This is a genomic window from Roseateles oligotrophus, from assembly GCF_014204525.1.
In the GTDB taxonomy this organism is placed as follows: Bacteria; Pseudomonadota; Gammaproteobacteria; order Burkholderiales; family Burkholderiaceae_C; genus Paucibacter_A; species Paucibacter_A oligotrophus_A.
On sequence record NZ_JACHLP010000001.1, the window covers coordinates 18449 to 33862 of the forward strand.

The window sequence follows — 15414 nt, forward strand, 5'->3', positions numbered from 1 at the left end:
CTCCTGGCGAGGGCGTTCAAGTGGATGGATCGGCCGATTATCACTGTCGCGCCTCGAAGGCCGGACCTCGGTCCAGCCCCGGACGCAGCAGAACGAAGGAGTCGCATGACAGCACGTCGTGATCTTTTATCCCTGGCTCGTGGCACTCGTGCCACCCTGTCCTTGTTCATCAAGGACATAGGCCAAGGCTTGTTGGTCGTCAGTCATAACAGTTTGGCCCTGGTAGGTCTGGCCGTCGTGGCCCTGGGCCTGGTGTTTGCCAGCCAGGCCGATCTGCGCAAGAACGTCGAAGAGCAAGCCCTGGGCTGGCTCAATGCCCGCGAGGAAGCGCGCGCCCAGGCCGACGGCAGCGCCCCGCTGTCGGCCGCCGAGCCCAGTGCCGTCGAGCGCGCCACCGCGGCCGACCCCAAGGATCTGCCGCGCCAGCAGGCGGCCGTGGCCATGTGGCTGTCACGCCGCTACAAGGTAGCGCCCGAGCCCATCAGCCGCCTGGTCCAGGAAGCCTGGGCGATCGGCCAGAAAGCGCAGGTCGAACCCACGCTGATCCTGGCCATCATGGCCGTGGAATCCAGCTTCAACCCCTTTGCGCAAAGCCCCGTGGGCGCGCAAGGCTTGATGCAGGTGATGACCAGCGTGCACAACGACAAATACGAGGCCTTTGGCGGCAATCTGGCCGCCTTTGATCCCATCACCAATTTGCGTGTCGGCGTGCAGGTGCTGCGGGAATGCATACAGCGCGCGGGCAGTGTCGAGGAAGGCCTGCGTTACTACGTCGGCGCGGCCAACCTGCCGGATGACGCAGGCTATGCCGCACGGGTCATGGAGATCCACGGCCAGATGAAGAGCGTGGCCACCGGCCGCCCCGTGCCGCCCAAGCCCATGCGCGACACCCCGCCCGTGCCCCTGGCCAGTGCCAGCCCCCTGGCAAGCGGCGACAGCCCGGTGCAGACCGAAAAGGTCGCCTTGGTTCAGTAAGAGCTGGTGCGACGAGGCCTCGGCTGAGGCTACACTGCACGCTTCGCGCGACTGGCGATAGAGGGTCGAGCGGCTTCTAGCCAAGCTACTCGACCCGAGGTGGTGGACCACCGGGAAGCGCGAACGATCCAGGAGCCAAATCCTGGCCCGCATCAAGCCGTTCGCCTGGGCAGTTCTGCAGCGTATTTCCGGGTTCAAGCCTGGGTTTGCGCTCGCCAGAGACTCCACTTCAACAGCACCGCCACCATCATGTTTGATCGCAGCACCTCTACTCTTGCCCAAGTTGACCCCGATCTGTGGGCCGCTGTTCAGAACGAGAACCAGCGTCAAGAAGACCATATCGAGCTGATCGCCTCCGAGAACTACACCTCGCCGGCCGTGATGCAGGCCCAAGGCAGCCAGCTCACCAATAAGTACGCCGAAGGCTACCCAGGCAAGCGCTACTACGGCGGCTGCGAATACGTGGACGTGGTCGAGCAACTGGCCATCGACCGTCTGAAGCAGCTCTACGGCGCCAACTTCGCCAATGTGCAGCCCAATTCGGGCTCGCAAGCCAATCAGGGCGTGTTCTTTGCTCTGCTGCAACCCGGCGACACCATCATGGGCATGAGCCTGGCCGAAGGCGGCCACCTGACCCATGGCATGGCGCTGAATATGAGCGGCAAGTGGTTCAACGTCATCTCCTACGGCCTGAATGCCAAGGAAGAGATCGACTACGAAGCCATGGAAGCCCTGGCGCGCGAGAAAAAGCCCAAGCTCATCATCGCCGGCGCCTCGGCCTATAGCCTGCGCATCGACTTCGAGCGCTTTGGCAAGATCGCCAAGGAAATCGGCGCCTACTTCATGGTGGACATGGCCCATTACGCCGGCCTGATCGCCGCCGGCGTCTACCCCAACCCGGTGCCCCATGCCGATGTGGTGACCTCCACCACCCACAAGAGCCTGCGCGGCCCGCGCGGCGGCATCATCCTGTGCAATGACGAAGCGATCGCCAAGAAGATCAACTCGGCCATCTTCCCCGGCATCCAGGGCGGCCCGCTGATGCACGTCATCGCCGGCAAGGCCGTGGCCTTCAAGGAAGCGCTGACGCCCGAGTTCAAGGCCTATCAGGCGCAAGTCGTCAAGAACGCCAAGGTGCTGGCCGACACCCTGATCGAGCGCGGCCTGCGCATCGTCTCGGGCGGCACCGAAAGCCATGTGATGCTGGTCGACCTGCGCCCCAAGAACCTGACCGGCAAGGAAGCCGAGGCCATCCTGGGCGCGGCCCACATGACCTGCAACAAGAACGGCATCCCCAACGACCCGCAAAAGCCCATGGTCACCAGCGGCATCCGCCTGGGCACACCGGCCATGACCACGCGTGGCTTCAAGGAAGAACAAGTGCGCCTGACCGCCCACCTGATCGCCGACGTGCTGGACAAGCCGCATGACGAAGCCAATCTCGAAGCCGTGCGCGCCAAGGTGGCCGCATTGACCCGCGATTTCCCCGTCTACCGCTAACCGTCAAAGGCCAGCCCGGCGATGCGTTGCCCCTTTTGCAGTCATACCGAAACCCAGGTCGCCGAGACACGTGAGTCGGATGAAGGCGATGTGGTGCGGCGGCGTCGCCGTTGCCTGGCCTGCGACAAACGCTTCACCACCTACGAGCGGGCTGAAATCGCCCTGCCCGTGGTGGTCAAAAAGGACGGTACCCGCGCCGACTTCGATGCCAAGAAGCTGCGCGCCTCCATGCAACTGGCCCTGCGCAAGCGGCCGGTGAGCATCGAACAGATCGACGCCGCCCTGGCCAAGATCGAAGAAACCCTGCTGACCAGCGGCGCCCGCGAGCTGCCCTCCACCCGCCTGGGTGAGTTGGTCATGCGCGAACTCAAGCGCATAGACAAAGTCGCCTATGTGCGCTTCGCCTCGGTCTACCGCAGCTTTGAAGACGTGGACGAATTCCACAAGCTGATCCGGGAAATTTAACCCCCCGGCTTCCCCCTCCTCCCCCATCGGAGGGAGCCCCTGCCCCCATCAGCAGGACAGAAGTCGCCGCATCGAACGCCTAGATTTTGCTCATCGCACCGAGCAAGTTCTACAGGAGTCCGAAATGCGCGCCATCAAGTTCAGCCAAAGGTCCAGCAAGCAGCACAGCCGAGGTCTGAGCCTGATCGAGCTGCTGACCTGCTTGTGCATCAGCGCCGTGCTGCTATCGCAAGCCGTCCCGTCCCTGGAGCGCATGAAGCAGCGGCAACGCCTGAACCTGCTGGCCCAGACCTTGATGCTGGACTTGAAGCAGGCCCGCCATGAGGCCTTGCTCAGCACCAACAGCGTCCATCTGGACTTTGACCAACAAAGCCAGGGCGCCTGCTACATCATCTACAGCGGTCCGGCCAAGCAATGCCAATGCGATGCCAGCGGAGCGCCCGTCTGCACCGGTGGCGCCAAGGCCATCAAATCCCAGTGGCTGCCCAGCCAGCAGAAGATAGGCCTGAAAACCAAGTCCAGCCACCTGAGTTTCAGCGCCAAGCAAGGCGCCGTCACACCCGCCGCCAGCATCGACCTCAGCACCCAGGACGGCGACAGCGTTCGGCAAATCATCAGCATTGCAGGCCGGGTACGCAGCTGCAGCCCCAACGCCAGCATGGGCCAGTACCCGACATGCTGACCCATATCCGCAAGAGTCACCCCGGCCAGCTCATGCGGACATGTCCAGACCAAGCGACAAATCAAGCTTCAAGCTTGGGGATGTCACGGGTTTGCTTAGCATGCGATCAGCGGTTGTTTTGGAGCGATGAGCGGCGCAAACTACTGACAGCCAATTCGCAGACGCCTTTCCATAATCCGGCCATGAAGCCTGCCTGCAGTCAGTCGCCAAATACACGGCCCAAGCAATGGCGGCCGGGCAAGGCAAGGGCTTGGCCCAAAACTCGCGGCTTCACCTTGATTGAGCTGATGTTCGTCCTGGTGATCGTGGGCATCTTGATGGCCGTGGCCCTGCCCAGCTATCAAAAGCAAGTGGCCAAGAGCCGGCGCTCGGACGCCATCAGCGCACTCAGCGCCATTGCCCAGGCACAGGAGCGCATGCGCAGTAATCGCAGCAACTACCTCAGCGTTCTGGACGACTTGAAGCTGGGCCTGAACAATGGCTTGTCGCCCGGCGGGCACTACCAGCTGAGCCTGAGCGGTGTCGGCGACCCGCCCAGCTACAGCTTCGGCTTTATTGCAAAGGCACAGGCCGTTTCCGGTAGCCCCCAGGCCCATGACAGCGATTGCGCCCAGATGTCGGTAGAAATGAGCGGGGGCAATCTGAAATACCAGGCGCAGGACAGCGCCGGCAACGACAGCAAATCCAAATGCTGGCCCAGCTGAACATCAGTCACCGTGACCCCCGGGGCCTGTCCCTGGTGGAACTGATGGTGGTCATCGCCGTGCTGGGCATTGTGCTGGCCGTGGCCATCCCGTCCTTCGGCGACATGCTTGCACGCAAGCGAGTTCAGCTGATTGCGGCCGAGTTGGTCAGCGATCTGGCCTTTGCTAGGTCCGAGTCGGGCCTGAAATCCTATGGCATCCACACCTACTTTCAGCAAAGCCCGGTGATGAGCTGCTATCTGATCGTTCAACGCACCGGCCCGATTGACCGCTGCGACTGCAGCCGCGAAGTGGGCAGCGCCTGTGCAGGCACCATCGGGCTGACCGAGATCAAAACCGCCCAGATCCCCAGCAGCACCGGCGTCACGATCAAGGTGCTAGCACCTCTGGCGATTTCCAGCGGCCTCACCGGGCTACAGTTTTCCCCGCTGCACATGGTCCCCTCGGCGCCCGAGCTGAAGGTCCTGGTTGCGAGCAGCCGAGGCAGCCAGCCCAAGCTGCAGATCGAACTCAATGGCATGGGACGGGTCAAGCTCTGCTGTCCGGACGGCAGCTTCACCGGAGTTCAGCCATGCGTCTGAAACACCCCCCGCGCGCCGGCGCCGCCCTCACCCAGCAAGGCCTGAGCCTGATCGAGATGATGGTGGGCATCACGGTCGGCATGATTGTGGTGGCGGGCGCCAGCCTGATGATGACCCAGCAACTGTCCGAACACCGCCGCTTGCTGCTGGAAACCCAGGTGCAGCAGGACTTGCGGGCGGCAGCGGACTTGATATTGCGCGAGTTGCGCCGGGCGGGGGCGATGCGGCAGTCGGCACAGTTTGTTTGGGCCGCCGGTTCACCGGCGCCCCTGCAAGAAAACGACTACGCCAAGCGCACCTCCGTCAGTCCAAATCAAAACCAGGTGAGCTACAGCTATTCCGTCGACAGCGCTGCCGCCGAAGACAATAAATCCAGTGACCAGGAACGCTTTGGCTTCCGTGTCGCCAACAAGGTCCTGCAATTTGAGTTCACCAACAACAACTGGCAGCCCCTGACCGACCCCGAAGTCTTGCTGGTCACCCAGTTCAGCGTCGTGCTCAAACCGCAAGTCCTGCCCCTGCCCGAACTTTGCGAGCGGCCCTGCGCCGGCCTGGCCAACTGCCCACCGCAGCTGACGATCAACTACTTTGAAATCACCCTCAGCGCCCAAGCCAAGCATGACCCGCAAGTTGTGCGCAGCTTGAAGGTCAACGACCGCATGCGCAACGAGCTCGTCACCGGGGTTTGCGCGCCATGAAGCCCGGCACGGCCCGGCAGCAGCAAGGTACGGCCACCCTGGTCGTGGTGATGGTGCTGTTTCTCATCATGGCCATGATGGCGGCCTATGGCAGCCGCAATCTGATCTTTGAACAAAAGATCGCCAGCAATTATTTTCGCGCCGGGGTTTCGCAGGAGGCGGCCGAGGCGGGCATTGAATGGGCGATCGCCCTGCTCAATGGCGTCAAGATAGACGCCACCTGCCAAGCGGATGCCGCCGGTGCCAACGGCTTTCGCGAACGCTATCTGACGATCCAGGCCGGCGACCGGACCGTGGTCGCACCCGTGACCTACAAGAAACAAGTCGCCGACTGCGTCCGCAATGAGGCTACCGGCTGGACTTGCCGCTGCCCGAATGGCGCCCTCCCCGCCCAGGCGGCCTTGAATGACGCACCAAACCTGCAACCCCGCTTCGCCCTGTCCTTCACCTCCGCCACACCCGGCCCGCTGCCCGCCACCATTCCTCGCCCCGGCGTCATTCGCCTGATTTCCACCGGCTGCTCCAGCAGCGGCAGCGCGGAATGTAACGAACAAGGCAATTTCGCCGTCCAAGCCTCTGTTGGAGTCAGCACGGCATCGGTAGACCTGGCCCTGCTCAGCGCCCTGAAAAATCCGCCCGCAGCGCCCCTGACGATCACCGGCGCGATGAATCTGGGCGGCGCGGGGCTGGGCCTGCACAGCAGCGCGCCGCGCAGCAATGGCCTCTTGCTCAGCTCGGCCCTGGGCAGCGGCCAGATCAGCGGCCTCGATGAAAACCGCCTGGAAAGCCTGCCCGGCACACCGGGCCGCCAGGCCCTGCTCCTCGACGACCCCAGTCTGAAAAACGCCGACGGCATGGCAAAAAAAGGCCCGGCCTTATTCGGCATGTATTTCGGCATGGGCATGGAGAGCTACCGCGATCAGGCGGCCCTGCGCCGCATCCTCTGCCCGGCCGGCGATTGCGGCCCGGCGTTGCAGCAAGCCTATGACGCCGGCGTGCGCATGGCCTGGATTGCCGGCCCGCTCACCATCAATAGCAATGTCAGCCTGGGCACGGACAGCCGCCCCATGCTGATCGTGGCCGATGGCGCCGTGCAGCTGAACGGCCCCATGCGCCTCACCGGCCTGCTGTTCGCCAACGGCAATCTTGACTGGGCCAATGGCAGCGCCATGCCGGCCCAACTCCGGGGCGCGATGCTGGTGGCCGGGGCGCTCAGTACCAGCGGAGTCATTGACCTTTGGTACGAGGGCGCGGTGATGGATGAACTGAGCAATCGAACGGGCAGCTTTATCCGCGTGCCCGGCAGTTGGTTTGACTCGCCATGAACAAGCGCCCTAACCCGCCCTCTCATCGACCGGCCCGGCAGCCGCGTGGCGTGGCCCTGCTCGAAGCCCTGCTCGCCTTGCTCATCATGGCCTTTGGCATGCTGGCCCTGGCAGGCCTGCAAAACAGCATGCGGCGCAGCGCCGACCTGGCCAAGCAAAGAGGGGAGGCCGTGCGCCTGGCCCAGCAGGAAATGGAGTGGCTGCGCAGCTTTTCGCTGGCAACGCCCCCTGTCAACGCAGACCCCAATGTCCTGGCCTTTGACGATATCCTCGCCAGAACCCTCAACACCGATGCCGGTAGCAACACCAACTTCACCGTCGTGCGCACGATCGACTCGCCGCTCGATCTGCTGGAGACGCAGAGAAAAGACATACGGGTCAGCGTGACTTGGACCGACCGCAGCGAGGGCGCGCAAATCGTCACGCTGGACAGCATTTTGTCGCGCAGCCCGCCCTCGCTAGGCGTCGCCCTGGGCCTGGCCCCGGACGCCACGCCGGTGCGCCGCCCCGGCGGCCGCGACGGCGCCATCCCCCTGAACGCCAAAGACCTGGGCGACAAGAGCAGCGTCTTCCGCCCCTCACCCAGCACCGCCACGGTCTGGGTCTTCAACAATCTGACGGGCGTGATCACCGGCGTCTGCAATCTGCCCAACACCCCGGTTGCCGACATCTCGCCCATCGATATCGAGGCCTGCCGGGACAACGCACTGGGCTTTTTGCTGAGTGGTTTTGTCCGCTTCTCGGCCGCCTCGCCCAGCGACCCCGGCAAGCCGGTGGGCACGGCCCTGCCCATGAATCTGGAACTGCTGCGCAGCGACGAACCCACGCTGCTGCCCAGCTACCAATGCTTCCACGACGCCCCCTACAGCCTGCCGAGCACCCAGACCTTTGTGGCCTATTACTGCATCGTCTACCCCAAGATCAGCACCAGCACGCTCTGGAGCGGCCGCCTCAACATCGTGGATATTCCCCTGAGCGGCCCCAGCGCCAAGACCATCTGCCGCTACAGCGCCGACTATGACGGCGACAACAAGATCGGCAATGCCGAACACCCCGCCGACTACGTCTCGGTCGGCGCCGCGCTGAGCCGCCAGAACTTCCTGGTCATCCCCAGCGGCGAGCAATGCCCCAGCGGCCATGCCGTCGACCCCAGCCAGGGCTGGTTCAGCAATACCGCCACCGAGCCCCACCAGACCGCAAGCCCCTGAAGTACCGGCGCGGCCCATCAAATCCAAACCGCCCGCCAAGCCTGAGACAATCGCCGCTTTTCCGGCACGAACCCGGACCATGAAAGCGCAAAGGATTGCAGCAGTGTTCAAAAACCTGATGGTTTACCGCATCGGCCCGAACTGGCAGGCCACCGTCCCGCAGATTGAAGAAGCCCTCGAGAAGACCGTCTTCGTCGAGTGCGGCGCCACCCAGGCCCAGTCCATGGGCTGGGCTCCGCCGCGCGACATCCCCCACGCCCCCCTGGTCGAAGACATCGGCGGCCACTGGCTGATGAAGCTCAAGCTGGAGCAGCGGGTGCTGCCCGGCTCGGTGGTCAAGCGTCGCGTCGATGAAATGGCCGCCCGGGTCGAGCTGGAGACCGGCCGCAAGCCCGGCAAAAAGCAGAGCAAGGAATTGAAGGAACAGGCCACGCTGGAGCTGCTGCCCATGGCCTTCACCAAGCAGTCCAGCATCAAGGTCTGGATCGCCCCGGCCCTGCAACTGCTGATGATTGACGCCAGCAGTGCCAGCCGCGCCGAAGAGGTGGTCACCCTGCTGATCAAGGAATTGCCCGGCCTGAATCTGCACCTGCTGCAAACCGCCGAGTCCCCCGCCGTCTGCATGACGGCCTGGCTGATGGACGGCGTGCCGCCCGCCGGCTTCAGCATAGACCGCGAGTGCGAACTCAAGAGCGGCGACGAGATGAAGTCCGTGGTGCGCTACGCCCGCCATGCCCTGGACATCGAGGAAGTGCGTCAGCATCTGGCCGGCGGCAAAGCCCCCACCCGCCTGGCCATGAGCTGGAAGGACCGCGTCTCCTTCATGCTCACCGACACCTTGCAGATCAAGAAGATCGCCTTCCTGGACCTGGCTTTCGAAGGCCGCGACTCGCCCGAAAAAGACGAAGCCTTCGACGCCGATGCCGCCCTGGCCACCGGCGAGCTGAGCAAGCTGATCCCCGAACTGCTGGAAGGCCTGGGCGGCGAGCACGACTTCCTGGCCGCCGGCGCCGCCCTGGCCGCCCTGCCCGTGCCTGGCGCCGCCGCCCTTGAACCCGTGGCCGCCGAAGCCGCCCCCTGGGACTGACGCGCATGACCGGCAAGCCCCTCTGGCCCGAACAGCATGCCGATGACCTCAGCGCCATGCAGCATGCCCTGGCCCTGGCCGAGCAGGCCATAGGCCTCAGCGAGCCCAACCCCAGGGTCGGCTGCGTCATCACCGACGCCCGGGGCCGGGTGCTGGGCAGTGGCCACACCCAGGCCGCCGGCCAGGCCCATGCCGAGGTGATGGCCTTGCGCGACGCCCAGGCCCGCGGCGCGGACCTGCGCGGCGCTACCGCCTACGTCACGCTGGAGCCCTGCGCCCACCACGGCCGCACACCGCCCTGCTGCGAGGCCCTGGTCGCCGCCGGCTTGGGCCGGGTGGTGGCCGCCCTGGTGGACCCCAACCCGCTGGTGGCGGGCCAGGGCATGGCCCGGCTCGCCGCCGCCGGCATCCAGACCGAGACCGGCCTGCTGGCCGAGGCCGCGCGCGAACTCAATATCGGCTTTTTCTCCCGCATGCAGCGCGGTCAGCCCTTTGTGCGCCTGAAGATCGCCGCCTCGCTGGACGGCCAGACCGCCTTGCGCAACGGCCAGAGCCAGTGGATCACCGCTAGCGCCGCGCGCAGCGACGGCCACGCCTGGCGCCGCCGCGCCGGCGCCGTGCTGACCGGCTACGGCACGCTGCGCGACGACGACCCGCGCCTGGATGTGCGCCTGCTGCCCACGGCCCGGCAACCCATGCGGGTGGTGATCGACTCGCGCCTGCAAACCCCGCCCCAGGCCAGGATTTTCGAGGCCGAGGGCCAGGTCCTGATCTACTGCGCCGTCGATCCCGACACGCAGCCCAACGCCGCCGCCCTGCAAGCCGCCGGCGCCGAACTCAGCCGCCTGCCCAATGCCCAGGGCAAGGTCGAGCTGGCGGACGTGCTCAAGGACCTGGGCCGGCGCGGCATCAACGAGCTGCACGTCGAAGCCGGCGCCAAGCTCAATGGCTCCCTGCTGCGCGAGGGCCTGGTGGACGAATTGCTGCTCTATCTGGCGCCCAAAATGCTGGGCGCCGGCTTGGGGCTGGCCGAGATCGGTGAATTCCAAAGCCTGGACCAGGCCCTGCAATGGCGCTGGCTTGAATGCTCGCCCATCGGCGCCGACCTGCGCCTACGAGCCAGGCGAGCAGCAAGCTCGGCCTGAGCCGCAAGCAAAAGCTGCTGGGATTGAGCACGGGGTCTAGGGTTTAAACCCAGAGCAGGCTCGCGCCCGCCTACAATCGCGGGATGCCCATCTCACCCGTACACGAGCTCGTTGCCGAGCTGGCCGCTGGCCGCATGGTTATCCTGGTTGACGAAGAGGACCGCGAAAACGAGGGCGACCTCGTCCTCGCGGCCGACCACGTCACCCCCGAGGCGATCAATTTCATGGCCAGGTTCGGCCGCGGCCTGATCTGCCTGACCCTCACCCGCGAACGCTGCGAGCGGCTCAATCTGCCGCCCATGGCCAGCCGCAACGGCACCAAGCATGCGACGGCCTTCACGGTCTCCATCGAGGCCGCCACCGGCGTCAGCACCGGCATCTCCGCCGCCGACCGCGCCCGCACCGTGCAGGCCGCCGTGGCCCGCGACGCCCAGGCCCGTGACCTGGTCCAGCCCGGCCACATCTTCCCCCTGCAAGCCCAGGACGGCGGCGTGCTGATGCGCGCCGGCCATACCGAAGCCGGCTGCGATCTGTCCAAGATGGCCGGCCTGACGCCCGCCGCCGTGATCTGCGAGATCATGAAGGACGACGGCACCATGGCCCGCCTGCCCGATCTGGTCGAATTCGCCAAGGAGCATGGCCTGAAGATCGGCACCATCGCCGACCTGATCGAACACCGCAGCCGCAACGAGACCTTGGTCCAACGCGTCGGCGAGCGCAAATTGCAGACCGCCCAGGGCGAGTTCGATTGCAGCGTCTTCCAGGACCGCACCGGTGCCACCCATCTGGCCCTGAGCCACGGTGCTTGGGAACCCAGCGACGAGGTGCTGGTGCGTGTGCACGAACCTCTTTCGGTACTGGACCTGCTGGACACGCAGGCCGGCGGCCATTCCTGGCCCCTGCCCGCCGCCCTGGCCGAGCTGAAGAAGAGCAGCGGCGGCGTCGCCGTCTTGCTCAACTGCGGCGACGACGCCGCCAGCCTGCTCGGCCGCCTGCTGCCCGAGCAAGCCAGCGAAGCCGCCCCGGCCAAGATCATGGACCTGCGCACCTACGGCGTCGGCGCCCAGATCCTGCGCGAGTTGGGCGTGCAGCGCATGCGCCTGCTGGGCAGCCCGCGCCGCATGCCCAGCATGACCGGCTACGGCCTGGAAGTCACCGGCTTTGTGGCCGCCGACGCGCAAGCCTGAACACCCCATCCCCCAAAAAGAAGAGAGCAAGCGAATATGCAAGGATCCGACAAAGGCATGGCCACGGCGGCCTCCCTCCAAGGTGAGGACCTGCGCATTGGCATCGTGCAAGCGCGCTTCAACCAGGCCATCACCCAGGCCCTGGCCGAGGCCTGCGTGGCCGAGTTGCGGGCCCTGGGCGTGAGCGAGAACCATATCCGCCACGTGACGGTGCCCGGCGCGCTGGAAGTGCCGGTGGCCCTGCAAGCCATGGCCGATAGCGAGGACTACGACGCCCTGGTCGCCCTGGGCTGCATCATCCGCGGCGAGACCTATCACTTCGAACTGGTCGCCAACGAAAGCGGCGCCGCCGTGACCCGCATCGCCCTGGATTTCCAGACCCCGATTGCCAACGCAATCCTGACGGTCGAAAACGAAGAACAAGCTTGGGCGCGAGCCGAAGAAAAAGGCCGCGACGCGGCCCGAGTAGCGGTCGAGATGGCCAATTTGATGGAAGAACTTCAGTGAGCACGAACGACAGCGCCACCAGCCCCACGCCTGCCCCGGCCAAGAAAACCGCGAGCAAACGCGCCCAGCCCAAATCGGCCCGCCGCCGCTCGCGCGAACTGGCCCTGCAAGGTCTCTACCAATGGCTGATCACCGGTGACGACGTCGCCACCATCGACGCCCATATGCGCGAGCAAGAGGACTTCGACAAGGCCGACCGCAGCCATTTCGACGCCTTGCTGAACGGCTGCATCCTCGAAGCCGCCGATCTGGACGCCGTGCTGGCCCGCCATGTGGATCGCAAGACTACCGAACTCTCACCCATCGAACATGGTGTGCTGATGATTGGCGCCTACGAACTCAAGCACTGTATCGACATCCCCTACAAGGTGGCGATCAACGAGGCGGTGGAGCTGGCCAAGTCCTTCGGCGGCACCGACGGCCACAAATACGTCAACGGCGTGCTGGACCGCTCGGCCACCGATCTGCGCCCTCGCGAGGTCGCGGCCGTGCCCAAGCGCAAGGTCTGAGACCGACCGTCCTAGCGATGAAACTGGCCGCCAGGCTCGACCAGATCGAGCCCTTTTACGTGATGGAATGTGCCAAGGCCGCCGCCGAGATCGCGCGCGGCCCGCTGTGCGACCCGGCCCAGGGCGGCCGGCGCATGATTTACCTGAACATCGGCGAGCCGGATTTTGGCGCAACGCCCATGGTGCAAGCCGCCGCACAGCGCTGCATCGAGGGCGGCCAGACCCAGTACACCCCGGCCCTGGGCCTGCCCGCCCTGCGGCAAGCCCTGTCTCACTGGTATTTGCAGCGCTACGGGCTGAACATCGCGCCCGAGCGCATCGCCATCACGGCCGGCGCCTCGGCCGGCCTGCAACTCGTCTGCCAGGCCTTGTTCGAGGCCGGCGACGAGGTGCTGATGCCCGACCCCTGCTACCCCTGCAACCGCCATTTCGTGGCCGCCACCGATGCCACGCCGGTCTTGCTGCCCACCGGGCCCGAGCAGCGCTTCCAGCCCAGCAGCGCGCAGATCCGCCAGGCCTGGAACGCGCACACACGCGGCGTGCTGCTGGCCTCGCCCAGCAACCCCACCGGCACCTCGATTGAACCGGCCGAGCTGCGCGCCATCGTGGCGGCGGTGCGCGAGCGCGGCGGCCTCACCATCGTCGACGAGATCTATCTGGGCCTCAGCTACGACCCACGCTTTGCGGCCTCGGCCTTAGAGCTGGGCGAGGATGTGGTCTCGGTCAACAGCTTCTCCAAATACTTCGGCATGACGGGCTGGCGCCTGGGCTGGCTGGTGCTGCCGCCGGCCCTGGTGGCGCCGATCGAAAAGCTGGCGCAGAACTTCTTCATCTGCCCCTCCAGCATCGCCCAGCATGCCGCCCTGGCCTGCTTCGAACCCGCAGCATTGGCGATTTACGAGCAGCGCCGCGAGGAGTTCCGCACCCGCCGCGACTTCATCGTGCCGGCCTTGCAAGCCCTGGGCCTGCGGGTACCGGTCCAGCCCGACGGCGCCTTCTACGTCTGGATCGATTGCAGCGAGTTCTGCGCCAATAGCTGGGACCTCGCCTTCGAGCTGATGCGTAGCGCCCAGATTGCACTGACCCCGGGCCGCGACTTTGGCCGCCAGGGCGTGGAGCGCTGGCTGCGCCTGTCCTTCGCCAGCAGCATGCTTGACCTGCAGGAAACCGTCGCCCGCCTGGCTCAGCTGCTGCCCCGCTACCGCCGCTCCCACGCCGCCCGTCCTTCATGAGTCTTCTGTTCCAGCATTCCCTGCGCATCTACTGGGAAGACACCGACGCCGGTGGCGTGGTCTTCTATGCCAACTACCTCAAGTTCTTCGAACGCGCCCGCACCGAGTGGCTGCGCGGCCTGGGCTTCGAGCAAGAAGCCATGCGGCATCGCGAGCGGGTGATGTTCATCGTCGGCAGCACGCAAATGAAGTATCTGCGCCCGGCCCGGCTGGACGACTGGCTGCGCATCACGGTCGAGGCGCGCGAGCTGGGCCGGGCCAGCATGGTCTTGTTCCAGCAGGCCTGGCGGGGCGAGACCCTGCTGGCCGAGGGCGAGATCCGCATCGGCTGCGTGCGCAGCAATGTGGACGACGACAGCCCTCGCACAAGCCCGGCCAGCGAGCCACTAGACTTCAAACCCTGCCGCATTCCCGCCTCCTTGATCGAGGCGATCGAGAACCAAAAGTCCTAGCAATGAACCAAGATCTCTCCATCGTCGCCCTGATCCTGCATGCCAGCCTGCCCGTGCAGCTGGTGATTGCCGCCCTGCTCTTCATGTCCCTGGCCAGCTGGAGCGTGATCTTCAGCAAGTTCACCGCCATCTCGCGCATCAACAGCGGCAACGAGGCCTTCGAGCAGGAGTTCTGGTCGGGCAAAAACCTCAACGATCTGTACAACGGCGTGGCCAACAAGACCGAGGGCGCACCGCTGGAGCGCATCTTCGCCTCCGGCATGCGTGAATTTTTGAAGTTACGTGAGCGGCGTGTCAGCGAGCCCACGGCCTTGCTGGACGGCGCCCGCCGCGCCATGCGCGCCAGCTTCCAGCGCGAGCTGGACGCGATGGAAAGCCATCTCTCCTTCCTCGCCTCGGTCGGCTCGGTCTCGCCCTATGTGGGTCTGTTCGGCACCATCTGGGGCATCATGCACGCCTTCGTCGGCCTGTCCAATCTGCAGCAGGTGACCCTGGCCACGGTGGCCCCCGGCATCGCCGAAGCCCTGGTGGCCACGGCCATCGGCCTGTTCGCCGCCATCCCCGCCGTGCTGGCCTACAACCGCTTCGCCCGCCAGATCGACCGCAGCGCCATCACGCTGGAGTCCTTCATCGAGGAGTTCAGCAACATCCTGCAGCGCAACGCCAGCCAGCCCGTGACCACGGCCGGCCAAAGCCGCTAAGCCATGGCTGCCATCAGCTCGCGCGGTTCGCGGCGCCGCCGCACCATCAATGAAATCAATATGGTGCCCTTCATCGACGTGATGTTGGTGCTGCTCATCATCTTCATGGTCAGCGCCCCGCTGATCACCACCGGCCTGGTCGACCTGCCCAGCGTGGGCCGCAGCAAGACCCAGCCCCAGCATGTGATCCACGTCATCGTCGGCGCCGACGAAAAGCTCAAGCTCAAGCTGGACAAGCAGGAGCCCGAGTCCCTGCAGATCAGCCGTTTGGCCGAGCGCGTCAAGGCGGCCCAAGCCGGTGATGCGACGACCCCAGTGGTGATCTCGGCCGACAAAAGCGTCAAGTACGAGGCCGTGGTCAAGGTGATGGACATTCTGCAGAGCGCCGGCATCCAGCGCGTCGGCCTGGCCGTGCGCAATGGCTCGGCGGAAAGCAGCGAGCACAAGCCCTGATCG

The 15414-nt window shown here is 65.4% G+C and carries 18 protein-coding genes and 1 riboswitch; all 18 genes read left to right on the plus strand.

The features are described from left to right. The first annotated feature begins 105 nt into the window (after positions 1-105). A complete protein-coding gene (locus HNP55_RS00075; RefSeq protein WP_184294730.1) occupies positions 106-975 on the plus strand; it encodes a lytic transglycosylase domain-containing protein in 870 nt (289 codons plus the stop codon). A 37-nt stretch (positions 976-1012) separates the two neighbouring features. Then, positions 1013-1153, plus strand: a riboswitch (ZMP/ZTP riboswitch). A 71-nt stretch (positions 1154-1224) separates the two neighbouring features. Next, positions 1225-2475 carry a serine hydroxymethyltransferase gene (glyA, locus tag HNP55_RS00080; RefSeq protein WP_184294733.1) on the plus strand — a complete coding sequence of 417 codons (1251 nt, stop codon included), beginning with the start codon at positions 1225-1227 and terminating at the stop codon, positions 2473-2475. 21 nt (positions 2476-2496) lie between these two features. Next, positions 2497-2940: a transcriptional regulator NrdR gene (gene nrdR, locus HNP55_RS00085; protein WP_184294735.1), complete on the plus strand. Its 444-nt coding sequence runs from the start codon at positions 2497-2499 to the stop codon at positions 2938-2940. A gap of 124 nt (positions 2941-3064) precedes the next feature. Further along, positions 3065-3622: a GspH/FimT family pseudopilin gene (locus HNP55_RS00090; RefSeq protein WP_184294738.1), complete on the plus strand. Its 558-nt coding sequence runs from the start codon at positions 3065-3067 to the stop codon at positions 3620-3622. Between the two features lie 182 nt (positions 3623-3804). Then, entirely contained in the window at positions 3805-4326 is a 522-nt protein-coding gene (locus HNP55_RS24555) for a type IV pilin protein (protein WP_184294741.1), read from the plus strand. Continuing rightward, entirely contained in the window at positions 4311-4907 is a 597-nt protein-coding gene (locus tag HNP55_RS00100; RefSeq protein ID WP_184294744.1) for a Tfp pilus assembly protein FimT/FimU, read from the plus strand. Before HNP55_RS24555 ends, HNP55_RS00100 begins: the two co-directional genes overlap by 16 nt. Beyond that, positions 4898-5605: a prepilin-type N-terminal cleavage/methylation domain-containing protein gene (locus tag HNP55_RS00105; protein WP_184294747.1), complete on the plus strand. Its 708-nt coding sequence runs from the start codon at positions 4898-4900 to the stop codon at positions 5603-5605. The genes HNP55_RS00100 and HNP55_RS00105 overlap by 10 nt, the downstream gene beginning before the upstream one ends. Next, positions 5602-6930, plus strand: a complete 1329-nt coding sequence (locus tag HNP55_RS00110) for a PilX N-terminal domain-containing pilus assembly protein (protein ID WP_184294750.1) — start codon at positions 5602-5604, stop codon at positions 6928-6930. Before HNP55_RS00105 ends, HNP55_RS00110 begins: the two co-directional genes overlap by 4 nt. Next, complete coding sequence (locus HNP55_RS00115; RefSeq protein WP_184294752.1) at positions 6927-8138, plus strand: hypothetical protein; 1212 nt, start codon at positions 6927-6929, stop codon at positions 8136-8138. The genes HNP55_RS00110 and HNP55_RS00115 overlap by 4 nt, the downstream gene beginning before the upstream one ends. Positions 8139-8241: 103 nt before the next feature. Then, the gene (locus tag HNP55_RS00120; protein WP_184294755.1) at positions 8242-9225 is read left to right on the plus strand and encodes a recombination-associated protein RdgC; all 984 of its coding nucleotides are present in this window, start codon (positions 8242-8244) and stop codon (positions 9223-9225) included. Positions 9226-9230: 5 nt separating this feature from the next. Beyond that, on the plus strand, positions 9231-10370 hold the full coding sequence (gene ribD / locus HNP55_RS00125; RefSeq protein ID WP_184294758.1) for a bifunctional diaminohydroxyphosphoribosylaminopyrimidine deaminase/5-amino-6-(5-phosphoribosylamino)uracil reductase RibD: 1140 nt from the start codon (positions 9231-9233) through the stop codon (positions 10368-10370). Positions 10371-10453: 83 nt separating this feature from the next. After that, positions 10454-11557, plus strand: a complete 1104-nt coding sequence (gene ribBA, locus HNP55_RS00130; RefSeq protein WP_184294761.1) for a bifunctional 3,4-dihydroxy-2-butanone-4-phosphate synthase/GTP cyclohydrolase II — start codon at positions 10454-10456, stop codon at positions 11555-11557. A 36-nt stretch (positions 11558-11593) separates the two neighbouring features. Next, entirely contained in the window at positions 11594-12064 is a 471-nt protein-coding gene (gene ribH / locus HNP55_RS00135) for a 6,7-dimethyl-8-ribityllumazine synthase (protein WP_184294764.1), read from the plus strand. Further along, positions 12061-12573: a transcription antitermination factor NusB gene (nusB, locus tag HNP55_RS00140; protein WP_184294767.1), complete on the plus strand. Its 513-nt coding sequence runs from the start codon at positions 12061-12063 to the stop codon at positions 12571-12573. Before ribH ends, nusB begins: the two co-directional genes overlap by 4 nt. Positions 12574-12590: 17 nt before the next feature. Further along, complete coding sequence (locus tag HNP55_RS00145) at positions 12591-13805, plus strand: pyridoxal phosphate-dependent aminotransferase (protein WP_184294769.1); 1215 nt, start codon at positions 12591-12593, stop codon at positions 13803-13805. After that, positions 13802-14257: a tol-pal system-associated acyl-CoA thioesterase gene (gene ybgC, locus HNP55_RS00150; protein WP_184294772.1), complete on the plus strand. Its 456-nt coding sequence runs from the start codon at positions 13802-13804 to the stop codon at positions 14255-14257. The genes HNP55_RS00145 and ybgC overlap by 4 nt, the downstream gene beginning before the upstream one ends. Before the next feature lie 2 nt (positions 14258-14259). After that, positions 14260-14958 carry a protein TolQ gene (gene tolQ, locus HNP55_RS00155; RefSeq protein ID WP_184294775.1) on the plus strand — a complete coding sequence of 233 codons (699 nt, stop codon included), beginning with the start codon at positions 14260-14262 and terminating at the stop codon, positions 14956-14958. A 3-nt stretch (positions 14959-14961) separates the two neighbouring features. Further along, on the plus strand, positions 14962-15411 hold the full coding sequence (gene tolR, locus HNP55_RS00160) for a protein TolR (protein WP_184294778.1): 450 nt from the start codon (positions 14962-14964) through the stop codon (positions 15409-15411). The last annotated feature ends 3 nt before the right edge of the window (positions 15412-15414 follow it).